The 21,735-nt window shown below is 62.1% G+C and carries 24 protein-coding genes and 1 other annotated feature; of the genes, 11 read left to right on the forward strand and 13 right to left on the reverse strand.

Going from position 1 to position 21,735, the window contains the following annotated elements; all coding sequences use genetic code 11:
• Position 1 precedes the first annotated feature (1 nt).
• Both cysD and ACQKP1_RS05510 read right to left on the reverse strand, forming a co-directional pair.
• On the reverse strand, positions 2 to 958 hold the full coding sequence (gene cysD / locus ACQKP1_RS05505; protein WP_427274504.1) for a sulfate adenylyltransferase subunit CysD: 957 nt from the start codon (positions 956 to 958) through the stop codon (positions 2 to 4).
• 207 nt (positions 959 to 1,165) lie between these two features.
• The gene (locus tag ACQKP1_RS05510; RefSeq protein WP_427274505.1) at positions 1,166 to 1,912 is read right to left on the reverse strand and encodes a phosphoadenylyl-sulfate reductase; all 747 of its coding nucleotides are present in this window, start codon (positions 1,910 to 1,912) and stop codon (positions 1,166 to 1,168) included.
• 221 nt (positions 1,913 to 2,133) lie between these two features.
• Here ACQKP1_RS05510 and ACQKP1_RS05515 point away from each other — a divergent pair, with 221 nt between their 5' ends.
• Complete coding sequence (locus ACQKP1_RS05515; protein WP_203013691.1) at positions 2,134 to 2,565, forward strand: RrF2 family transcriptional regulator; 432 nt, start codon at positions 2,134 to 2,136, stop codon at positions 2,563 to 2,565.
• Between the two features lie 89 nt (positions 2,566 to 2,654).
• On the opposite strand, the gene ACQKP1_RS05520 is transcribed toward ACQKP1_RS05515, so the two are convergent.
• The 4 genes from ACQKP1_RS05520 to ACQKP1_RS05535 all read right to left on the reverse strand — a co-directional run bounded on the left by ACQKP1_RS05520 (position 2,655) and on the right by ACQKP1_RS05535 (position 3,947).
• Positions 2,655 to 2,903 carry a hypothetical protein gene (locus ACQKP1_RS05520; RefSeq protein WP_427274506.1) on the reverse strand — a complete coding sequence of 83 codons (249 nt, stop codon included), beginning with the start codon at positions 2,901 to 2,903 and terminating at the stop codon, positions 2,655 to 2,657.
• Between the two features lie 107 nt (positions 2,904 to 3,010).
• Positions 3,011 to 3,259, reverse strand: coding sequence for a hypothetical protein (locus ACQKP1_RS05525; protein ID WP_427274507.1), 249 nt, complete (start codon positions 3,257 to 3,259; stop codon positions 3,011 to 3,013).
• Positions 3,260 to 3,357: 98 nt separating this feature from the next.
• Positions 3,358 to 3,606, reverse strand: coding sequence for a hypothetical protein (locus ACQKP1_RS05530; RefSeq protein ID WP_427274508.1), 249 nt, complete (start codon positions 3,604 to 3,606; stop codon positions 3,358 to 3,360).
• 101 nt (positions 3,607 to 3,707) lie between these two features.
• Positions 3,708 to 3,947 carry a hypothetical protein gene (locus ACQKP1_RS05535; protein ID WP_427274509.1) on the reverse strand — a complete coding sequence of 80 codons (240 nt, stop codon included), beginning with the start codon at positions 3,945 to 3,947 and terminating at the stop codon, positions 3,708 to 3,710.
• A gap of 599 nt (positions 3,948 to 4,546) precedes the next feature.
• On the opposite strand from ACQKP1_RS05535, the gene ACQKP1_RS05540 reads away from it, so the two are divergent.
• The 4 genes from ACQKP1_RS05540 (at position 4,547) to ACQKP1_RS05555 (ending at position 8,336) form a co-directional block, all read left to right on the forward strand.
• Complete coding sequence (locus ACQKP1_RS05540; RefSeq protein ID WP_427274510.1) at positions 4,547 to 5,566, forward strand: sulfate ABC transporter substrate-binding protein; 1,020 nt, start codon at positions 4,547 to 4,549, stop codon at positions 5,564 to 5,566.
• Between the two features lie 140 nt (positions 5,567 to 5,706).
• Positions 5,707 to 5,762: a sequence feature (sul1 is cis-regulatory element that is thought to sense ions involved in sulfur or methionine metabolism; They are found in Alphaproteobacteria), on the forward strand.
• 74 nt (positions 5,763 to 5,836) lie between these two features.
• Entirely contained in the window at positions 5,837 to 7,324 is a 1,488-nt protein-coding gene (locus tag ACQKP1_RS05545) for a SulP family inorganic anion transporter (RefSeq protein WP_427274511.1), read from the forward strand.
• A 159-nt stretch (positions 7,325 to 7,483) separates the two neighbouring features.
• A complete protein-coding gene (locus ACQKP1_RS05550) occupies positions 7,484 to 7,861 on the forward strand; it encodes a DUF6152 family protein (protein WP_427276405.1) in 378 nt (125 codons plus the stop codon).
• A 4-nt stretch (positions 7,862 to 7,865) separates the two neighbouring features.
• Positions 7,866 to 8,336: a DUF6644 family protein gene (locus ACQKP1_RS05555; protein WP_427274512.1), complete on the forward strand. Its 471-nt coding sequence runs from the start codon at positions 7,866 to 7,868 to the stop codon at positions 8,334 to 8,336.
• Between the two features lie 13 nt (positions 8,337 to 8,349).
• Here the strand turns inward: ACQKP1_RS05555 and ACQKP1_RS05560 are convergent, their stop codons facing one another.
• Positions 8,350 to 9,000 (reverse strand): DUF2161 domain-containing phosphodiesterase, encoded by a 651-nt coding sequence (locus ACQKP1_RS05560; protein WP_427276406.1) that lies wholly within the window; start codon positions 8,998 to 9,000, stop codon positions 8,350 to 8,352.
• 149 nt (positions 9,001 to 9,149) lie between these two features.
• Between ACQKP1_RS05560 and ACQKP1_RS05565 the strand changes: the two genes are divergently transcribed.
• Entirely contained in the window at positions 9,150 to 9,428 is a 279-nt protein-coding gene (locus tag ACQKP1_RS05565; RefSeq protein ID WP_427274513.1) for an Ada metal-binding domain-containing protein, read from the forward strand.
• Here the strand turns inward: ACQKP1_RS05565 and ACQKP1_RS05570 are convergent.
• The 3 genes from ACQKP1_RS05570 to ACQKP1_RS05580 form a co-directional block, all read right to left on the reverse strand.
• Positions 9,406 to 10,716 (reverse strand): TRAP transporter large permease, encoded by a 1,311-nt coding sequence (locus ACQKP1_RS05570; RefSeq protein WP_427274514.1) that lies wholly within the window; start codon positions 10,714 to 10,716, stop codon positions 9,406 to 9,408. The genes ACQKP1_RS05565 and ACQKP1_RS05570 overlap by 23 nt on opposite strands.
• On the reverse strand, positions 10,716 to 11,255 hold the full coding sequence (locus ACQKP1_RS05575; RefSeq protein WP_427274515.1) for a TRAP transporter small permease: 540 nt from the start codon (positions 11,253 to 11,255) through the stop codon (positions 10,716 to 10,718). The genes ACQKP1_RS05570 and ACQKP1_RS05575 overlap by 1 nt, the downstream gene beginning before the upstream one ends.
• A 72-nt stretch (positions 11,256 to 11,327) precedes the next feature.
• Positions 11,328 to 12,362, reverse strand: coding sequence for a TRAP transporter substrate-binding protein (locus tag ACQKP1_RS05580; protein ID WP_427274516.1), 1,035 nt, complete (start codon positions 12,360 to 12,362; stop codon positions 11,328 to 11,330).
• 372 nt (positions 12,363 to 12,734) lie between these two features.
• Here ACQKP1_RS05580 and ACQKP1_RS05585 point away from each other — a divergent pair, with 372 nt between their 5' ends.
• Complete coding sequence (locus tag ACQKP1_RS05585; protein WP_427274517.1) at positions 12,735 to 13,877, forward strand: alpha/beta hydrolase; 1,143 nt, start codon at positions 12,735 to 12,737, stop codon at positions 13,875 to 13,877.
• Between the two features lie 191 nt (positions 13,878 to 14,068).
• Here ACQKP1_RS05585 and betA read toward each other — a convergent pair whose 3' ends face one another.
• Positions 14,069 to 15,721 (reverse strand): choline dehydrogenase, encoded by a 1,653-nt coding sequence (gene betA / locus ACQKP1_RS05590; protein WP_427274518.1) that lies wholly within the window; start codon positions 15,719 to 15,721, stop codon positions 14,069 to 14,071.
• A gap of 50 nt (positions 15,722 to 15,771) precedes the next feature.
• On the opposite strand from betA, the gene ACQKP1_RS05595 reads away from it, so the two are divergent.
• Entirely contained in the window at positions 15,772 to 16,017 is a 246-nt protein-coding gene (locus ACQKP1_RS05595) for a type II toxin-antitoxin system RelE family toxin (protein WP_427274519.1), read from the forward strand.
• A gap of 3 nt (positions 16,018 to 16,020) precedes the next feature.
• Positions 16,021 to 16,371: a helix-turn-helix domain-containing protein gene (locus ACQKP1_RS05600; RefSeq protein WP_203013732.1), complete on the forward strand. Its 351-nt coding sequence runs from the start codon at positions 16,021 to 16,023 to the stop codon at positions 16,369 to 16,371.
• A gap of 427 nt (positions 16,372 to 16,798) precedes the next feature.
• Here the strand turns inward: ACQKP1_RS05600 and betB are convergent, their stop codons facing one another.
• Entirely contained in the window at positions 16,799 to 18,262 is a 1,464-nt protein-coding gene (betB, locus tag ACQKP1_RS05605) for a betaine-aldehyde dehydrogenase (protein ID WP_427274520.1), read from the reverse strand.
• Positions 18,263 to 18,368: 106 nt separating this feature from the next.
• Positions 18,369 to 19,016 (reverse strand): transcriptional regulator BetI, encoded by a 648-nt coding sequence (gene betI / locus ACQKP1_RS05610; RefSeq protein WP_427274521.1) that lies wholly within the window; start codon positions 19,014 to 19,016, stop codon positions 18,369 to 18,371.
• A gap of 347 nt (positions 19,017 to 19,363) precedes the next feature.
• Between betI and ACQKP1_RS05615 the strand changes: the two genes are divergently transcribed.
• Positions 19,364 to 21,166, forward strand: a complete 1,803-nt coding sequence (locus tag ACQKP1_RS05615; RefSeq protein ID WP_427274522.1) for a bifunctional diguanylate cyclase/phosphodiesterase — start codon at positions 19,364 to 19,366, stop codon at positions 21,164 to 21,166.
• A gap of 77 nt (positions 21,167 to 21,243) precedes the next feature.
• Positions 21,244 to 21,714 (forward strand): GNAT family N-acetyltransferase, encoded by a 471-nt coding sequence (locus ACQKP1_RS05620; RefSeq protein ID WP_427274523.1) that lies wholly within the window; start codon positions 21,244 to 21,246, stop codon positions 21,712 to 21,714.
• Positions 21,715 to 21,735: the final 21 nt, after the last annotated feature.

Consider the following 21,735-nt stretch of genomic DNA (forward strand, 5'->3'; position numbering starts at 1 on the left):
CTCAGAAATATCCTTCGCGCTTCTTCTTTTCCATCGAACCGGCCTGGTCGCGGTCGATGGCGCGGCCCTGGCGTTCGGAGACGGTGGCGATTTCGAGTTCGGCGATCACCTCGTCGAGGGTGGTCGCATGGGAGCGGATGCCGCCGGTGAGCGGCCAGCAACCGAGGGTGCGGAAGCGCAGCATGCCTTCCTGGATCTGTTCGCCGGGCAGCGCTTCGAAGCGCGGATCTTCGGCCCACATCAGCATCCCGTCCCGCTCCACATACTTCTGCTGCTTCGCATAATAGAGCGGCGGCAGTTCGATGTTTTCGGCCTGGATGTAGCGCCAGATGTCGACCTCGGTCCAGTTCGACAGCGGGAAGGCGCGCACGCTTTCACCGCGGCGGATCATGCCGTTATAGATGTTCCAGAGTTCCGGGCGCTGGTTGCGCGGATCCCATTTGTGGTCGGGCGTGCGGAAGGAATAGATGCGCTCCTTGGCGCGGGAGGCTTCCTCGTCGCGGCGCGCGCCGCCGAAGGCCGCGTCATATTTGCCGGCATCGAGTGCTTGGCGGAGCGCCTCGGTCTTCATCACGTCGGTATGATAGGCCGAGCCATGGCTGAAGGGGCCGATGCCTTCTTCCTTGCCGCGCGGATTGGTGTGTACGATGAGGTCGAGATCGAACTTCTCCGCCGTCGCATCGCGAAACGCGATCATCTCGGGGAATTTCCAGCCGGTGTCGATATGCAACAGCGGGAAGGGCACACGACCGGGGAAGAAGGCCTTGCGCGCCAGATGCAGGAGCACCGACGAGTCCTTGCCGATCGAGTAGAGCATGACCGGCTTTTCAAACTCGGCCGCCACTTCGCGGAAGATATAGATCGCCTCATTCTCCAGCGCCTTCAGATGCGGATCGAGCGGCGGCTTGGTGATCGGGTCGCGCGAATGCGGATCGAATTCAGATGTATGTGTGTGCATGGTCTCTGTCTGCCTTGATGGCCATCGACGATGGCATTTCGTGGCACCCCCCTCTGCCTGCCGGCATCTCCCCCACAAGGAGGGAGACCGAAATCCGCTTCCCTAGCGCCCAGTCCAGGCAGGGAGGCGAGTGGCTGGCGCTCCGCTCTCCCCCCTTGTGGGGGAGATGTCACGAAGTGACAGAGGGGGGTGAATTCTCGTTCCAGTTCAAGCCGGCGTTGGCACCAGAGACGTCGCCGCCTCCGGCACATGCAGGCCGCATTCGCGCTTCTCGTCATTCTCCCACCACCAGCGGCCGGCGCGCTCCGGCTCGCCAGGCTTGATTGCCCTTGTGCAGGGCTCGCAGCCGATCGACGGATAGCCTCGGGCATGCAGCGGATTGATCGGCACGCTTTCGGCTTCGACATAGGCGTTGATGTCGTCGAGCGACCAGTCGGCCAGCGGGTTGACCTTGATCAGGTCGCGCTCGGCGTCATATTCGGCAAAGGGCGTGGTTGCCCGGTTGCCGGATTGCGAGCGGCGCAAGCCCGTGATCCAGAAGCGGGCGCCTGACAGCGCCTCCGCCAGCGGAACCAGCTTGCGCACATGACAGCAGGCATGCCGCGCTTCGACGCTTTCGTAAAAGCCGTTCAAGCCATATTTCGCGGCATAGGCGTCGATGTCGTCCTGGTGCGGATGGAACCGCTTGATGGCGATGCCGAAACGCTCTTCGGTCTCGGCGATCAGGTCGACCGTTTCCTTGAACAGCCGCCCGGTCTCCAGCGTCGAAACATCGATCGGCAGCTGGCCAAGCCCGATCGCTGCCGTGATCACCTGATCCTCGATGCCGAGCGACGTCGTGAAGACGGCGCGGCCATCGAGGCTCGCTACGATGCGCAGGCGTTCGGTGAGGTCTGCGGATGCGAGTTTCTGGTCCAGTGCCCTGGCCAGGTCTGCGGAGGTGTTGATGGTCATGTCGGTTCCCTGCTCAGTTGTGCCATTATCCAGCATGAGCGGCGGGGCGGACAGAAATCGACATGCGCGGAGGCGCGGACAAAGAGCAAATATCTCTCTCTCACGCGCCTATCGCGGCAATTCGTGCCGCAGCGTCGAAATGATCCGTGGAATGCCATGGCAAATTGCGCTATGGCCGGACCCACGATTGTGGCACCGGTTCTGGCAGATTTAGACGCTCGATGATCACACAGAAAGCCAAATACGCGCTGAGGGCGCTGACACTCCTCGCTCGCGCAGAGCCGGGCGAGCCGATCCAGATTCCCGATATCGCCGACCGCCAAAAGATCCCGAAGAAGTTTCTCGAGCAGATCATGCTGGATCTGAAACGTGGCGGCATGGTCGAAAGCCGGCGTGGAAAACAGGGCGGTTATCTGCTGCACCGGCCGGCAAGCGAGATCACCTATGGCGAAGTGCTGCGCCTGATCGACGGTCCCGTCGCACCCTTGCCCTGCCTTTCGCTCACCGCCTATCGCCGATGCGAGGATTGTGATGGCGAGACCGATTGCGAGATCCGCCGGGTGTTCGCTCGCGTGGCCGACGAGACCCGGGCGGTGCTGCTCTCGACGAGCCTTGCGGATGCCGCAGGCGAAGTCACCGAACCTGCCCACTGAAAGGGACAGGCCGAAAGTCCTTCACGATATCAAAAAATGCAAAAAGGGCCCCGGGACCGAAGCCCCGAGGCCCACCACGCACCCTTGAATCAGGACGCGTTGGAAACCGTGCGGTTAACCAGGGTCACCGTCTTGTCGGCGTTGACCTTGTAGACTTCGCGAACGTCACGGCCGTCACCGTTGGAGAAGGTGTGGAAGAAGGTCGAACCGACGGGTGCCTTTTCCAGCTGAACATTGGCGTTGTCATAGGTAATCGAGCCCGGGATCGGCTGGACGGTTGCAAAAGCGGCCGAACCGGCTGCGAGGGAAATGAGGGCTGCAGAAATGATGGTCTTCATGGTCGTATTCCTTGTGTAGCGTGGGGTTGGCGGCGGCCCGGTTGGGGGAAGGGGAGAGGGGACCGAGCCGGCCGCCGAAGGGTGTCACGTCTTGGGAGGCGCGTTGATTACGAAGCGTTGGAAATCGTGCGGGTGACGAGGGTCACGGTCTGGTCGGCATTGACCTTGTAGACTTCGTTGACGTCACGACCGCTGCCGTCCGAGAAGGTGTGGAAGAAGGTCGAACCGGCGGGAGCCTTCTCAAGCTGGACGTTCGGGTTGTCATAGGTGATCGAGCCCGGGATCGGCTGGACGGAAGCGAAAGCGGCCGAGCCGGCTGCGAGGGAGATGAGGGCTGCGGAGATGATGGTCTTCATGGTAATGGTCCTTTGTGCATTTTGTGGGCGGCGGCTCGGGGCGGTGGAAGGGGCCGAGCCTGCCGCTGGAGGTCTTCACGTCTTGGGAGGCGCGCTGATTACGAAGCGTTGGAAACCGTGCGGTTGACGAGGGTCACCGACTTGTCGGCATTGACCTTGTAGACTTCGCGAATGTCGCGGCCGTCACCGTTCGAGAAGGTGTGGAAGAAGGTCGAACCGGCAGGTGCCTTTTCCAGCTGAACATTGGCGTTGTCATAGGTGATCGAGCCCGGGATCGGCTGAACGGAAGCGAAGGCTGCCGAGCCGGCTGCAAGCGTGATGAGGGCTGCAGAGATGATGGTCTTCATGGTCGTGTTTCCTTATCTAAGATTGAGCCATGCCTCAGGCATTCAGCTCCAGATTGTAGTAATGGGTAGTATCTACCCGTGATGGGATCGTCCTTGTCCTGTCAGTCGTTCGCCATGGAACGGAAGACGAGGGAGACGGTCCGGTCTGCATTCACCTTGTAGATCTCATGGACTTCCGTGCCGTTGAGATGGAAGGTGTGGAAGAAGTTCGAACCGGCGGGTGCCTGTTCGAGCCTTGGCTGCGCACCGCCATAGGTGATTGAGCCAGGGACTGGCTCGATCGCGAAAGCGGCCGAAGCGGCTGCGATGGTGGTCAGGAGTGCTGCTGCGATGGTCTTCATTGTGTTGGCCTTTAGAACCTTGCGTGATCGAACTGCTCGGTTCGATGAGATGTATTTGGCGTATTGCGATTGGGAAATCAATACCCCTTTGCGCACAATCGAACTGATTGGTTCGGTGAAAGTACCCGGTATCATGGAGGATACTTGAAGGAAGGATTGAGGAAAAACAGCGGGTTAGAATGGAAAGACACCGTCATTTAACTATGACATACAACGATTATTTTTTACCTCAATCACCCTTTTGTGACGATGATGTGGGTAGGGAGGCGAGGGACAGGTCCTCCTATCACCCTGATTGATCGCAGACTGACGGCCACCGGGCAGGCCCTGTGGAGCGCAGGCGCGACTGCCATCACGAGATCGCCGATTGCCAAGCATTGCTGAGCATTCGGTCCACGTCGACCGTCCGCGAGGATGGCTCCGCCATTTCGTCCGTTGCCGATATGGCGGGAGATTTCCCCATGATCGATGACCTCGCCAGCGTGTCCGTTCTGTCGCCGCCACCTCTTTCGAGCACCGTTTTGCTATTTTCCCGACCGTGTTGACTAAGACGACTTGTGCAGTAGTCTTAAATCATTAACGCCAGAGAGGAGGCACAGATGAAAAAGTGCATTGGGAAAAATCTTGCGGCGTTTCTCGTCGGACTGAGCCTGTCCACCGGACTTGTGCTGCCGGCTGGAGCAACTGAGTTGCTGAACGTGTCCTATGATCCGACGCGCGAGCTCTATTCCGAGTTCAACACCGCCTTCGCCACGCATTGGAAGCAGGAGACGGGCGAGGACGTGCGGATCAGCCAGTCGCATGGCGGCTCAGGTCGTCAGGCCCGCGCCGTGATGGAAGGCCTTGAGGCCGATGTCGTAACCCTCGCCCTGCAAAGCGACATCGACATCATCTCCGAGCGGACTAATCTGATCGCGCCCGACTGGCGTGCACGCCTGCCGAACAATTCGTCCCCCTACACCTCGACCATCGTCTTTCTGGTGCGCAAGGGCAATCCGAAGGGCATCCAGGATTGGGGCGATCTGGTGAAGGGCGATGTGCAGATCGTCACCCCGAACCCGAAGACCTCGGGCGGCGCGCGCTGGAATTATCTCGCCGCCTGGGCCTGGGCCAACGAGGAATTCGGCGGCGACCAGCAGAAGATCCGCGACTATATCGCCGAGATCTACCGCCGCGCCCCCGTGCTCGATACCGGTGCCCGAGGCTCGCTGACGAGCTTTGCCCAGCGCGAGATCGGCGACGTGCTGATCTCCTGGGAAAACGAGGCCTATCTCGCCGGCAAGGAATTCGGCGCTGACCAGTTCGACATCGTCACCCCCTCGCTGTCGATCCTCGCCGAACCGCCGGTCGCGGTCGTCGATGTCGTCGTCGACAAGAAGGGCACCCGCAAACAGGCGGAAGCCTATCTGAACTACCTCTATTCGGCAGAAGGCCAGGCGCTTGCCGCCAAGCACTTCTATCGCCCCTCGCGTCCGGATCTTGTGGCCCCCGGCTCCGGCCCCGAACTGCCCAAGCTCGATCTCGTCACCATCGACGATCCGCTCTTCGGCGGCTGGGCCAAGGCGCAGCCGGAGCACTTCGGCGAAGGCGGTGTCTTCGACCAGATCTACCGCCCCTGACAGGCGGCTCCTCCCAAGGGTCAGGAAGGCGGTTCCGAAAGGGCCGCCTTCACTGTTTGGAGTAGGCAAGGTCGCATTGCCTGCCGTCCGTCGCCCATTGTTGCGCTACAGCAGGCTTTCGGCTACACGAGACTCATCCACAAGGACCCGGTGAAACTCCGGGTGGCTCTTCTGGCCGCCGATCCGCCAGACAACACAGCAACGCAACCCATCTTCTATTCCTGGCCCGAGCCCCTCTCGGACCGTTGCAACAACTGTGAAAAATCAACAATGCAAACTCTTTCCAATTACCGCCGCGAGTGGTTTTCCAATATTCGTGGTGACATCCTCTCGGGCATCGTCGTGGCGCTCGCCCTCATCCCTGAGGCCATCGGCTTCTCGGTCATCGCCGGCGTCGACCCCAAGGTCGGCCTTTATGCCTCTTTCGCCATCGCCTGCGTCACCGCCTTTGTCGGCGGCCGACCCGGCATGATCTCGGCCGCCACCGCCGCCACCGCCGTCATCATGGTCTCGCTGGTCAAGGAACACGGCCTACAATATCTCTTTGCCGCCACCATCCTGATGGGCGTGATCCAGATCCTGGCCGGCTTCCTGAAGCTCGGCCGTGTCATGCGCTTCGTCTCCCGCTCGGTCATCACCGGCTTCGTCAACGCGCTCGCCATCCTGATCTTCATGGCGCAGCTGCCGGAACTGATCGGCGTGCCGGGCCTGACCTATGCCATGATCGCCGGCGGCCTAGCGATCATCTACCTCTTCCCCTATGTGACCAAGGCGATCCCGTCGCCGCTCGTCGCCATCATCGTCCTGACGACGCTTGCCTGGTGGACGGGCATGGACTTGCGCACCGTCGCCGACCTCGGCGAACTGCCCTCGACACTGCCCGTCTTCCTGCTGCCGGATGTGCCGCTCACCCTCGAGACATTGCAGATCATCCTGCCCTATTCGCTGACGCTCGCCGCCGTCGGCCTGCTTGAGTCCTTGCTGACCGCGCAGATCGTCGATGACATGACGGACACCCCGAGCAATAAGAGCCAGGAATGCATCGGTCAGGGCACGGGCAACATCGCCTCCGCCATGATCGGCGGCATGGGCGGCTGCGCCATGATCGGCCAGTCTGTCATCAACGTCACCTCGGGCGGCCGGGGACGCCTGTCGGCCTTCGTCGCCGGCGCCTTTCTGCTCTTCCTGATCGTGGTGCTCGACGATCTCGTCCGCATCATTCCGATGGCAGCCTTGGTCGCCATCATGATCATGGTCTCGATCGGGACCTTCTCTTGGCGCTCGATCCTGGATCTCCGTCGCAATCCCTGGCAGTCCTCTGTCGTCATGCTGGCAACGGTCGTGACAGTGGTCGCCACCCATGACCTCGCCAAGGGCGTCATTGTCGGCGTGCTGCTCTCCGGCATCTTCTTCGCCGGCAAGGTGGCCAAGCTCTTCCGCGTCAGCCGCCATGCCGACGAAGCATCCGGCACCATTACCTACCGCGTCACCGGCCAGATCTTCTTCGCCTCGGCCGAGAGCTTTATTCACGCCTTCGATTTCACGGACAGGGCAAGCAAGATCGTCATCGACGTGACAGCGGCCCATCTCTGGGACATCACCGCCGTCGGTGCGCTCGACAAGATCGTGCTGAAATACCGCAAGGCCGGTCTCGAGGTCGACGTTCTCGGCTTCAACGAGGCCAGCGCCGACATGGTCGACCGCTTCGCCCTGCACGACAAGGACGAGCGGCTGGCCGCCAGCGCTGCCTTGCACTGAGATGAGGACAGGGGGCGCCCGCAAACCAGCGCCCTTGTCCCGCTTCACCGCACGATCAAGCAAAGGTGAGGTCGCAAATCCGGATCCGCGCACTACCCTTGAGAGTAGCTGTGACCAAATCCGGAGACGATCATGACCCGCGCATTTTCCCTGCCGTCCATGCCCAAGTTCACGCTGTCCCTCTCGGCCCTGGCCGGCGCTACCCTTATCGCCGGCGCTGCCATGGCCCATCACGGCTGGTCCTGGGCCGAGGCCGACCAGATCGACCTGACCGGCACAATCACCACCATCTCCTTTGCCCCGCCGCATCCGACGCTCGAACTGGAGACAGCAGAAGGCCTCTGGCGCATCGAACTTGGCAATCCGAACCAGACCCAGCGCTCCGGATTCGTCGAGGGCGTCGTGGCTGTCGGCGACGAGATCACCGTGCGCGGCAACCGCTCGCTCGATCCGGATGAAAAGCGCCTGAAGGCGGTGCGTGTCGTCGTCGAGGGCAAGAACTACGACATCTATCCAAGCCGCATCGTGACCAACTGACGGCATGGAATGGCTGGCAATCCTCGGCGAGTCGGTGGTCGCGCAAGCACTCACCGTCTCGCCGGTGCTCTACATCTTTGCCAATGCTGCACACATCCTGTCGCTCGCCATGCTGGTCGGGGCGAGCGTGATCCTCGATCTTCGCTTGCTCGGCCGATTCAAGAGCCTGCCGCTCGCCGAGACCGCCGAACTGCTTTCGCGGATCGCCGCCCTGGCCCTCTGCCTTGCTGTTATCACTGGCGCTGTCCTCTTCTCCGTCCGTCCGGTCGAATATGCCGGCAATACCGCCTTCCTGGTCAAGCTCCTGCTCGTCGGCCTCGGAACCGCGAATGCCGTGTTCGTTCATCTCTCCCGGGACTGGGCCGAGATGATCGTGGCAGGGGAGGCGTCGCTTCTGTTGAAACTCGGCGCTGTTTTCTCGTTGACAACATGGCTGTCGGCCGTCCTCGCCGGCCGCTGGATCGGCTTTCTCTAGGGCAGGCGTGCGGTCACGGCTTCTGCCACCGTTCGAGCGCTTCCAGCCCCGCCGGTGTCAGCCCATAGACACCGCGCTCGACCCGTTCGAACCAGCCATAGACATTCGCCTGCAGGATCTTGCCCGCTTCGGGAACGCTTGCCCTGACGTCGCGCACCTTAAGGGGCCCGGATGCAAGTGCTGCGGCACAGCCGAGCGCCTGCTGGCGATAGGCGGTCATCAAGGGGGTGCGGGTGCTGCCGCCGACGGCGGGGTCACCCCGGCGCTTCTGATGTTCGCGCATCAGCCGGGACCGGCGCTTCGGATTGGTTCGGGGCATTGGTGTCACCGAACCGACGATGACATTGACCGTGCCGTTGTCGGCAACGCCGAGCATGCCGATGCCAAGCCTCCGGCAGAGATCGCGGTAGCGTTTGTCGCTCTCGCGGCCCTTGCCTTTGGCCGAAATGCGCGCGGCGATCCAGAGTTCGTCGGCGACCGAGGCTCGGTCGACCGCCTGCAGGATGAGCTCGAGATTGAAACTGAGCTTCAGCTCGCAGACCACCACAACCGGCGGATCCTCGTCGTTTAAGCCCACGAGATCGCAGCCACCGATCTCGCCCTTCACGGTATAGCCCGCCTGCTCGAGGAAGCTTTTGACGGGAAGGTAGAGCGAGGTTTCCATGGAGCTCGGGATCAGGTTGCGCAAGAATCAACACCTAGCCTGCTTTGTCGGTGAGCGTCATCAGGAAATCTGAGGGGGCACAGGAAACGGGTGGTCCGTTCGGTCCTCGCTGGCGATGCTTATCCGCGTGTTTGCGAGAGGAGATAGCCATGAACCCTGATCAGACCGACGGTGCCCGCTGGCAGGCGATCCGCACCCGTGATGCGTCAATGGAGGGAGATTTCGTCTATGGCGTGCTGTCGACCCGGATCTTCTGCCGTCCGTCCTGCCCCTCTCGTCCGGCGCGACCGGAAAATGTCACCTTCCACGAAACGGCTGAAGCCGCCCGGGCGGGCGGCTTCAGGGCCTGTCTGCGCTGCCGTCCGGACCAGCCTGAAACCTGGGCTGTGCCGGTCCCGCGCCTGGTCACACCAGGAAGATCGAGATGATCGGAAAGGCCGTCAGAAGCACGATGCGGAAGACGTCGGCGGTGACGAAGGGCACGATCCCCTTATAGGTCTCGCGGATCGGCACGTCGCGCGACATGGCCGATATGATGAAGAGATTTAAGCCCACCGGTGGCGTTATCATGCCGATCTCGGCCACCATCAGCACCAGAATGCCGAACCAGATGGCGAAGTGCTCCGGGCTCATGCCGAAATCCATCGCCGTCACGATCGGGAAGAAGATCGGGATGGTCAAGACGATCATGGAGAGCGAGTCCATGATGCAGCCGAAGATGATGTAGAGCAGGAGAATGATGATCAGCACGGTCATCGGTGCAAAGCCCTGCGCCGTCACCCATTCCGCACCCATCTGCGGCAGGCGGGAAAAGGCGAGGAAGGAGTTGAACACCGAGGCGCCGAGAATGATGAAGAAGATCATGCCGGTGGAAACCGCCGTCTCCTTGAAGCAGGCAATCAGCGACGTGCGGTCGAGACCGCCATTGGCAAAGGCGACGAGGCCGGCACCGACGGCACCCACGGCGGCAGCCTGGGTCGGCGTGAACCAGCCGAGATAGATGCCGCCGACGACGGCAAAGAAGATGGCGACGACCGGCCAGACGGCAATCAGGGCCGGCACGCGGTCCTTCCACGGAATGCGCGGCGCCTGGCCGGCACTTTCCGGCTTCAGCCGGACATAGATGGCGATGACGACGAGATAGGAAATCGCCGCGATCAGACCCGGCACGAAGGCTGCGAGGAAGAGCTTGGCGATGTTCTGCTCGGCAAGGATCGCGTAGATGACCAGCACGACGGAGGGCGGGATCAGGATCCCGAGCGTGCCGCCGGCAGCCAGCGTCGCGGTTGCAAGCCCGCCCGCATAGCCGTTGCGCTTCAGTTCCGGCAGCGCCACCTGCGCCATGGTCGCAGCTGTCGCAAGCGACGAGCCGCAGATCGAGCCGAAGCCGGCAGACGCACCGATTGCCGCCATGGCAACGCCGCCCTTGCGATGGCCGACAAAGGCGGCGGCCGCGTTGAACAAGGCCTGGCTCATGCCACCACGGGCAGCGAATTGTCCCATCAGCAGGAAGAGCGGAATGATCGACAGCGAATAATTCGCATTCGTGTTCCAGGCCAGAACCTTCATCTGCGCCAGGATCGGCGTCCAGCGGTCGAGCACCAGATAGGTGCCCACGACGCCGGTGGCGAGCATGGCAGCGCCAATCGGCACGCGCAGGAAAATCAGCAGAATGAGGACGGGGAAAGACCAGAGGCCGATTTCAATGCTGCTCATCAGTGCGCTCCCATCGCAGCGACGATCGTCTTGCCGCGGCGGATGTCGCGGATATCGGCAGCGATCACATAGAAGCAGACGAGGAGGTTGGCGACGAGGAGGGCAAGCGCAATGGCAAAGCCCCACCAGACGGGCAGAAGAAGCAGTGGCGTGGTTTCGCCATTGCCGAATTTGTCCATGGTGCCTATGGCATGGCGCCAGGTGACGAGGCCGATCAGGATGGCGATGACGATGTCGCCGATCAGCTGCGTCCAGTTCATCGCCTTCGGTCCGAAGGCAGAGATCAGGATGTCGACGCCCACATGGCCACGCTTCAGCTGGCAGAAGGGCAGGAAGGCGAAGACTGCGAGCCCGCACAGCGCTTCGACCAGTTCGATTTCACCCGGCAGGGGGCGGATGGTGACCGAGCCCACGATCGAGGCGACGGTCAGCGCACAGGCAACCACGAGGCAGAAGCCGCCGAATAGGACGAGGGCGGAGGCCAGGCCATGGCACGCCCGCTCCAATCGTTCGAAGCTGGTGGAAACGGCAGTCGCCATCAGAAAGTCCTTTGAAAGTCTGTGCAAAGGATCCGGGCGCCTTCCGACAAGCGCCCGGACAAGGCGGGGAGGTTATTGGGTATTGGCCTGGATAAGAGAAAGGGCGTCGTTGTAGAGTGTCGTGCCATCCAGACCCTTGCCGTCCATTTCGGCGATCCAGGCCTTGGTCACGGCCTCGCCTGCAGCCTTCCAGCGTGCCGTCTCGGCTTCGTCGAGGGTGATGATCTTGTTGCCGTTCTTCTCGGCAATCTCCTTGCCGCCGATGTCGCCTGCATCCATGGCCTGGCCGAAGAGGCGGGCGAGTTCCTTGCCGGAATTGTCGTCGATCACCTTCTTCAGGTCGTCCGGCATCGCGTCATAGCTGTCCTTGTTCATCGCGAACACGAAGGTGCCGGTGTAAAGTCCGTTCGGACCGGAGAAGCCGGTATGGTTCGGCGCAAGCTCGGCGATCTTGATGGCGGGGGTCACTTCCCACGGAACGACGGAACCGTCGATGACGCTCTTCGACAGGCTTTCCGGAACGGCCGTGACAGGCATGCCGACGGCAGAGGCGCCCATGGCTTCAAGCATCTGGTTGATGACCTTCGAGGTGCCGCGCAGCTTCAGACCCTGCATGTCCTCGAGCTTTTCGACCGGCTTGGAGGCGATGGTGTGGATGAGGCCCGGACCATGGGTGTGGACTGCCAGCACGTGGTAGTCGGTCAACTCGTCCTTGAGGTGCTTCTCGTAATAATCCTGGAAGGCGAGCGAGGTGGCCTCGGCTGTCGTCACCATGAACGGGAGTTCGAAGGCTTCCGACTTCGGGAAGCGGCCTGGCGTATAGCCGAAGAGCGTCCAGGTCAGATCGACCACGCCGTCCTTTACCTGGTCCACGAGGTCGGCCGGCCTGCCGCCGAGCTGCATGGCGGGGTAAAGCTCCACGACGATTCGGCCTCCTGAATCGGCCTGGATCTTCTCGGCCCAGGGCTGCAGCACCTTGGCCGGGATCGTCGCCTGTGGCGGCAACATCTGGTGAAGCTTGAGTGTAACGTCTGCGGCGAAGCTGGCGGACGCCATCATCGACAATGCGGCACCGGACAATCCGGCGATAAGAAACTGGCGCAACATGATTTCCTCCCATGTCTTGTTGATCTGGAAAAATCGTCCGGCTCGAGGCAACAGAGCAATCAGAAAACATGACGAAAGTCATGTAAAGATCGCGTCGCCCGGTTCCTCACTCCCATCCGGCAGACTCTTCCTTATAAGTTATGATTACAGATGGGATGCGGGCACGCAAATAATTATGTGGCCGTAAATCATAACCAGATTAGTATGCATGGCGCTGTGCAAAGCCGCGCGTCTCGGCCCCGTGCCGCGATCGTGACGCCGGGCCGGCCGCCGGGCCTTGGCTCCATCCTCGTCTCCGGTTATAGCTCGCCGCTCCGGCCCGGTCATGACGACACGAGGCGGGCGATTGTCGATCTGCAAGGATGATCCCGGATGCGCCTTCTTTCCTTCGGCCCCTATCGTCGGTCGCGAGCGGCCTTCGTGGCGCTCTGCCTGGTTTCAGCCACGGGCCTGGCATCCTGCGCCGGTCGCCCGGGCCCTGAGACGCTGGGGACGGTAGCGCTCGGTGACTACAAGCCGACGCGGGTCGAAACGCTGTATACGGTGACGACACGCGATCGCGCGGAACCCGGCGAGAACGTCTTCACGACGACCAAGACGCGCGAGCCGAACTATGCGAGCTTCGCCGTCTCCATCCCGCCAAATCACAAGCCGGCAAACATCGAATGGCCGAAACCCGGCCGCAAGGTTGATCCGAAGACCGATTTCGCCGTGGTTTCGCAGTCCGTTTTGGATCGCGCCAGCCTCCTGCAGGCGATCCGCGCCCGCGAAGCCGCCCCGCCGGTCGTCTTCGTGCACGGCTACAACTACAATTTCCAGGAAGCGCTCTTCCGCCTCGCCCAGCTTAAAACGGACAGCAATCTCGACGGAACGCCGGTCCTCTTCTCCTGGCCTTCGCTCGCCGCTCTCCCGGCCTATGTCGCCGACAAGGAATCCGCCACCTATTCCCGCGATGCGCTGGCCGACCTGCTCGCCGATATGGTGCGGGCGCGAAAGGGTGAGGTCGATGTTTTCGCCCATTCGATGGGGGGCTGGCTGACGGTCGAGGCGCTGCGACAGCTGAGACTGCAGGGCAAGGGGGACGTCCTCGATCGGCTGAGGGTCATCATGGCAGCGCCCGACATCGACGAAGATGTCTTCACGGCCCAGCTCGACGTCATCGGTCGCATGCGCATCCCGATCACCATTCTCGTCTCGCCGGACGACCGGGCGCTGCAGGTCTCGAGCATTCTCGGCGCTGGCACCCAGCGCGTCGGCGCGCTGGACGCGCGCAATCCGGAAGTGGCTGAGGCCGCCAAGCGCTATGGCGTGACGGTCATCGATATCTCGTCGCTCGAATCCGTCGATGCCACCAATCACAACCGCTTCTTCGACGTGAAACAGCTGGCCGCAACCCTTGGCACACCTACCTCGAGTGCGACGCTCGGCGATGCAGGAGCCTTCGTGCTGGATGCTGCCGCCCAGACCGTGTCCAGTCCCTTCTCCCTTGCCGCCAGGGTGCTGCGTCAGCAATGAAGTTGGGCTGAGCGTAGCCATCTGAGAAGTATGACGCGACGCGCAGCTCAGTCTTGCGTTTCTGCAGGTTGACGAGGGACGAAATTCGGTGTCTTGCGCAATTTATGCCAAGATCCAATGCGTCTATGGACTGGAGAGGGAAGACACGGCTTGCCCGACGCTGGAGCCCCCCGTCGTCAAAGGCATGACCCTTACCGGTCGCTGACTTCCCAGCGCGGGTTGATCCACGGTTCCTGATTGCTGCGGGGCAGGGGCTGTCGCCCGAGGATATGATCCGCCGCCTTCTCGCCGGTCATGATCGAGGGGCCGTTGAGGTTGCCATAGGTCAGCCGCGGAAAGATCGACGAGTCCACGACGCGCAGACCCTTCACGCCGATGACCCGGCATTCCGGATCGACCACGGCCATCGGATCGTCCTTCGCGCCCATTTTCGACGTGCCGCAGGGGTGATAGGCGCTTTCCAGATGCTCGCGCAGGAAGGCGTCGATCTGCTCGTCCGTCTGCACCCCTTCGCCCGGCTGGATTTCCGGTCCGCGAAAGGCGTCGAAAGCCTTCTGGCCGAAGATCTCGCGGGTAAGCCGAACGCAGTGACGGAACTTCACCCAGTCTTCCTCATGGCTCATATAGTTGAACTTGATCACCGGATCGGCCATCGGATCGGACGAGCGCAGGGTGACGGCGCCGCGTGATTTCGAGTGATTGTAGCCCACATGCACCTGGAAGCCATGGCTTCTCGCTGCCGCCTTGCCGTCATAGGAAATGGCGACGGGCAGGAAGTGGAACTGGATGTCAGGCTGCTTCACACCGGCTGCCGAGCGCACGAAGGCGCAGGATTCGAACTGGTTGGAGCTGCCAAGCCCGGTGCCGGAAAACAGCCATTGCGCGCCAGCCACCCCTTGCCAGAACCAGGGCAGCCATGAATAGAGCGAGACCGGTTTGGTCGCGACCTGCTGGAAGTAGAACTCCATGTGGTCCATCAGGTTGGCGCCGACGCCGGGCCGGTCGACCTTCACCTCGATGCCCATCTCCTTGAGATGCTGCGCCGGTCCGATGCCCGACAGCATCAGGAGCTTCGGCGAGTTGAAGGTTGAAGCGGAAACGATGACCTCCCGATTGGCCTTCACCACCTCGATTTTGCCATTGCGCTCGATTTCCACACCGGTGGCGCGGCCGTTCTCGATGACGATCTTGCGGGCAAAGCAGCGCACCAGCTCGACATTGCCGCGCTTCATCGCTGGCTTGAGATAGGCATTGGCGGCAGACCAGCGGCGCGAGCGCCAGATAGTTTGCTCCATCAGGCCGAAGCCTTCCTGTTTCTCGCCGTTATAGTCTTCCGTCGTCTCGAAGCCGGCCTGCTTGCCGGCTTCCACGAAAGCACGCACCAGCGGGTTCTTGGCGGGGCCTCGCTGGACATGCAACGGCCCGTCGGTGCCGCGCCAGCCGTCCTGGCCGCCATGCGAGTTCTCCATGCGCTTGAAGTAGGGCAGCACGTCTGCATAGCCCCAGCCCTTGGCACCACTCTCCTCCCAGCCTTCGAAATCCTCGGCCGATCCGCGCACATAGACCATCCCGTTGATCGAGGAGGAGCCGCCGATCACCTTGCCACGCGGTGCCGTGATGCGCCGGTTGTTGAGGTTCGGCTCTGGCTCGGAGAGGTAGCCCCAGTTGTAGCGCTTCATGCTCATCGGCCAGGCAAGGGCAGCCGGCATCTGAATGAACGGCCCGATATCCGATCCGCCATATTCGAGCACCATGACGCTGTTCTTGCCGTCTTCCGAAAGCCGGTAAGCCAGCGCCGAACCGGCAGAGCCGGAACCGATGATGATGAAGTCTGCGTTCTGCATGGTCAGATCCGAGCGGTTGAAGAGTTATAGCTATTTGCTATAGTGGGCCGATGAAGAAGGTGGAGTATTCTAGGGCCGCCAGCAAAGTGTTGGACCGGATGCAGCCCAGGCGACGGGAGGCGATCCGCCAGAAAGTCGATGCGTTCGCACGAGGCGAGCGGGTCGATTTGAAGAAGCTGAAGGGCGGCCCGCTTCTCAGAATTCGCGTCGGAGACGACCGGGTCATCATCGATGAGCAGACGATGCTGGTCCTTGTCGTCGAAGTCGGGCCGCGCGGCGGCATCTACAAGGAGTGAACCATGGGCGAACTGCGCAAGACCGTCATCGACGGCGAGACCTATGTTCTCATCCCCGAGGACGAGTACGAAGACTTGATCGATGGCATTGAGGCCGAGAAGATTCTGGCTCGTGTCCGGGCCGGCGAGGAGACCTGGCCGGCGGAACTCGTTTACGAACTCTGGGAAACCGACAGCCGCATCCGCACCTACCGCAATTACCGCAAGCTGTCCGTCTCCGACCTCGCCGCCGCTGCCGGCATCTCGCAGCCCTATCTCTCCGAGATCGAGAGCGGCAAGAAGACCGGCTCCGTCGATGTGCTCAAGCGTATTGCGGCGGCCTTGAAGGTCGATCTCGACGATATCGTGGTGTGAGTTGAGGGTGACGCTCGCTTCCTGACACTCGCAGCAAGCCGCCCCCTCACCCCCGGCGCAACGCGTTGCGCCTGGCCTCCGCTTCGCTCGGCCATCCTCTCCCCGAGGGGAGAGGGGGGCACGTAGACGCCACGCGCTCCCTCTTCTCCCCAGCGGGGAGAAGGTGCCCGAAGGGCGGATGAGGGGGGCGAAGCCATGCCCGTCTTTCTGTCGCCGGGGATACCCCCCTCTGTCGGCTGCGCCGACGTCTCCCCCACACGGGGGGAGAATGGTCGTAGACGCTTTGCCTCTCGAACCTTCTATCGGCAGAGCGCTCATCGTGTGCAGTCGACCGAGCGGCCAGCCGCGCGCCGCTCTCCCCCCTTGTGGGGGAGATGTCGGCGAAGCCGACAGAGGGGGGTATCCTCGCGCGACGCCCGATCTCATCTCAATACGGCGCCTCGCATTTGCCCATGCCGACATAAACCGTCTTCAGCTCGGAATAATGCTCCAGCGCCGCTGCCGAATTCTCGCGGCCGAAGCCGGATTGCTTGGAGCCGCCGAAGGGGATTTCGACCGGGCAGAGGTTATACGTGTTGATCCAGAGCGTGCCGGCCTCCAGCTGATCCACCACGCGATGCGCACGGGAGAAATCCGCCGTGAATACACCCGCCGAAAGCCCGAACTCGGTGCCGTTTGCCCGCGCGATCACCTCTGCCTCGTCCTCGAAATCGAGCACGCACATCACAGGCCCGAAGATCTCTTCCCGGGCAATGGTCATGTCGTCGGTGACATCGGCAAACACCGTCGGCTGGATGTAGAAGCCTTCGCCGGTGACGCTGTTCGGAATGCCACCACCGGTGACGAGCGTTGCGCCCTCCGCCTTGCCCTTGTCGATATAGGAGAGCACCTTTTCGCGCTGGGTGAGCGAGACCATCGGCCCCATCTGGGTTGCCTCATCCTGCGGATCGCCGATGAGGATGGCTTCGGTGCGGGCCTTCAGGCGGGCGAGGAACGTCTCCTTGATTGCCTTGTGCACGAAGACGCGGGTGCCGTTCGAGCAGACCTGGCCGGTCGAGTAGAAATTGCCGAGCATGGCGCCTGAGATCGCGCTGTCGATATCGGCGTCATCGAAGACGACGATCGGCGACTTGCCGCCGAGTTCCATCGTCACATGCTTGAGCTGCGAGGCTGCAGCGCCGGCCACCTTGCGACCCGTGGGCACGGAGCCGGTCAACGACACCTTGGCGACATCGGGATGACTGACGAGCAGCGGCCCGGTTTCGCGATCACCCTGGATGACGTTGTAGACGCCCTTCGGCGCACCGGCCTCAATCAGGATTTCGGCGATCTTGAGTGCACCAAGCGGCGTCACTTCCGATGGCTTGAACACCATGGCATTGCCGGCAGCGAGTGCGGGTGCGCCTTTCCAGCAGGCGATCTGCTGCGGATAGTTCCAGGCACCGATGCCGACGACCACGCCGAGCGGCACGCGCTTGGTATAGGCCCAGTCGCCACCCAGCGGGATTTGACTGCCATTCATGGCAGTCGCGATGATGCCGCCGAAGAATTCGAAACTGTCGGCCCCCGAGGTCGGGTCGGCCACGATCGTCTCCTGGATCGGCTTGCCGGTGTCGAGCGTCTCGAGCTCGGAAAGCTCGCGGTTGCGCTCGCGCATGATCTCGGCCGCCTTCTTCAACACGCGTCCGCGCGCTGCCGGGCTCCAGGACGCCCATTCCTTCTGCGCCCGCTTGGCCGACGCGATCGCCTTCTCGATGATCTGAGGGGTCGCGGCATGCAGCCTTGCGATCACCTCGCCGGTCGCCGGATAGATGCTCTCGATGACGGTGCCGGCTGTATCCTCGACATATTCCCCGTCGATGAAGTGGGAGGCTTGCGGTTGGGCTTTCATGGTGTCTCTCCGGACAGCGTTCAATCAAATCGTATCATCGGGCGATGCCCCTCATCCGCCCTTCGGGCACCTTCTCCCCGCCTGCGGGGAGAAGGACACTCCGGCGCTAGCGGTCGCCTCTCCCTCTCCCCGCTTGCGGGGAGAGGGTAGGGTGAGGGGCAAATGTTTCGGCGGTCACGGCTTGCAACTGCCCCGTCACATAATCCTCGACCAATGCGACAGAGGCATCAATCGACAAGGGCGCTGCCTTCAGAGACTGGCGGATATAGAGCCCGTCGATCATTGCTGCCGCGCCATCGGCGATCCGACTTGCCTCAGGGGAGCCACACAGCGGCTTCAGTCCCGAAAGAAGGTTCGAATGCAGCCGCCGCGCATATAGTGCCAAGAGCCGGCGCACCTCTTCCGAACGCTGCGCCTCCGAATAGAAGGCAAGCCAGGCGGCAACCACTTCCGGCGCAAACTGGTCGGCATTGAAGGAGATGCGGATCACCGCCGTGATGCGCTGCCGCGGCGTCTGCGCCTGGCCGAGCGCCTCGACCGCATCCGCTCGCAATTGCCGCAGCAGCGAGCGGATCGTCTCGATCAGCAAGCGGTCCTTTGAGCCGAAATAATGATGCGCCAGCGCCGGAGAAACACCCGCCTCGCGCGCGATCTCCGACATGGTGACCGTCAGCGAGCCGTGATGGCCGATCGTCTTCAACGCGGCATCGACAAGCGCCTTTCGGCGCACTGGCTCCATTCCGACCTTCGGCATCCGGCTTCTCCTATGCTGCCCATGATAAATTTGATTGACTGATCAATCAATAAAAAATCTTTGGCGCCGTCGATCATGACGGGTGAGCTCGACCGTTAACGGTAAAGCGTGCCGGCAAGCCTGGGCCGGGAAGCTGCGATCCCGTAGCTTGCCGATCCGGGACGGCACGCCGGAGCGCCTGCGTTTCATGGCCGTTCGCGTCGTGATCCAGGCAGGCGATGGCTCGTTCTAGCAGTCGGTCTTGCGTGAAACTTTCATCCCACTGTCACACTACGGAAAGCCTTTGTTCACGATTGCTCGACCACATTTCCGCCCATAAAAACAAATGCATACTGGGAGTATCGTGTATGGGTGCGGGGGTCGCGGAAGATTTGGGGGCGCTCAGGCGTTTTGCCTCTGACCAGCTCGTCACACTGGCCAAGCTCGTCGTCGAAAACGCCTTCCAGCCGATCGTCGAGGTCGGCACCGGTGCTGTCTTCGGCCATGAGAGCCTGATGCGCGGTCATGACCGCATCGGCTTTGAAAGCCCGCTCGACCTGCTCGATCAGGCGGCCTCGACCGGCCAGCTCCTGGCCCTCGAACAGATGGTCGCGACCCGGGCGCTGGCCAAGTTCGCGACGCTTCCCGATTGTGCCGGCGCCACCCTTTTTCTCAATCTCGACGTCCGCCTGATCCCCGACGGCAATGCCCTGGTCGACACCCTGCTCGATCAGCTGCGCAAGGCGCATGTCCCGCCGTCTTCCGTCTGCTTCGAGCTTTCCGAGCGCTTCGACAACACGCGCGTCCCGGAATTCGCGGCCCTGGTCGAGCGCCTGCGCCGCTCCGGCTTCAAGCTCGCCATTGATGATTTCGGCGTCGGCCATGGCGAAATGAAGCTTCTCTGCGACTATCCCGTCGACTATGTGAAGATCGACCGCCATTTCATCGCCGGCCTCGACCACAATCCGCGCAAGCGACACCTCGTCAAGAATATCGTCAACTTCTGCCACGTGCTCGGCGTGCGCGTCATTGCCGAAGGCATCGAGACGGAAGGGGAGTTCCTCGCCTGCCGCGAATTCGGCGTCGATCTCGTCCAGGGCTGGTATATCGCCCGCCCCAGCACCATTGTCTCGGAACTGAAAAGCGCCTTTCCCCATCTCCAGGATGTCGGCAAGGCCCGCCGCGCCACCCAGTCGCTCGACGAGATCCTGATCCGCAAGCAGATCGAAACGCTGCCCACCGTCTTCGAACACGAGAACATCGACCACGTCTTCGATCTCTTCCGCCGCAATCCCGGCCAGTCCTTCTTCCCCGTTCTCAATGCCAATGGCGAGCCCCGCGGCATCATCAACGAGCGGCATCTGAAGGAATACATCTATCAGCCCTTCGGCCGGGATCTGTTGAAGAACAAGCTCTACGAGCGCTCGATCTCGCATTTCGTCGACCGCGCACCGATCGTCGGGCTCGATGCCGATGCCGAGCGGCTGATGACCATGTTTGCCAATATGGAAGGCTCCGACTGCGTCATCCTGACGGAAAACATGCGCTATGCCGGCGTCGTCTCCGCCGCCTCGCTGATCCGCATCATGAGCGAGAAGCAGCTGAAGACGGCGCAGGACCAGAACCCGCTGACGGGCCTGCCTGGCAACCGAGCCATCCGCGACTTCATGCGCACGGCGGCCCTTGATGGCGATGGCCCGCGCTTCTTCTGCTACTGCGATTTCGATCATTTCAAGCCGTTCAACGACCATTACGGCTTCCACCAGGGCGACCACGCCATCTCGCTTTTCGCAGCGCTCCTCCGCCGCTATTTCTTCTCCGAAGGCGATTTCCTCGGCCATGTCGGCGGCGACGATTTCTTCATCGGCGTCAGCGACTGGTCCCGCGAGGAGCTGACCGAAATCCTCGATCGTCTGCTCTCGGATTTCCACGACGACGTCATCGACCTCTATTCCGAAACCGATCGCCAGACCGGCCACATCAAGGGCCTCGACCGTCAGGGCCTTGAGCGCGATTTCCCCCTGATGCGCTGCTCGATCGGCGTCCTGGAACTGCCACCCGGCCTCGTCATCGACGACGTCAACCGCATCAGCGGCGAGATCGCGGAGTTGAAGAAGCTCGCGAAGGAAAGTGCCGAGGGCGTGGTGATCGGCCAATCAGGCAGGGAATGAGCAACGTCGCCATCCTTGCCGCTTGAACCTGCAATCCCATCGATCATGATGCGCCAGTGGGAACAGGAAGCGTTCAGGTGACCGAGGGACAGATGCTTTTGATCGCCGTCGAGCCAGCCGACCAGCCCGAAATCCAGCGGCTCCTTGATCTGTCCGACGCGGTCGCCGCCCGCCTTTATCCCGGCGCCTTCCGCCAGTCGTTGACGGCTGCCAGACTTGCGCTTCCCAGCGTCACGCTCTTCGTCGCCCGCGATGCTTTTGGTCAGGCGCTCGGCTGTGCCGCCCTGATGGACCTGTCGGACGGCACGGCCGAACTGAAGCGCATGATCGTTGATCCTGATCATGCCGGGAAGGGTGTCGGACGCAGCCTTCTCTCCGCAATCCTGCAAGCGGCGCGGGAGCGCGGCCTCCGCTCCGTGCTGCTCGAAGTCGGCATCCGCAATGTCGCGGCGCGCCGGCTCTACGAAAGCTTGGGCTTCCGCGACCGTGACCCCTTCGGCAATTACCGCCAGACCCCGATCGCCACCTTCATGCAGATCGACCTTTAGCCGGCGCGCTCCGCCGCCTTG

It is taken from the genome of Allorhizobium sp. NPDC080224, assembly GCF_050281005.1.
Taxonomy (GTDB): domain Bacteria; phylum Pseudomonadota; class Alphaproteobacteria; order Rhizobiales; family Rhizobiaceae; genus Allorhizobium.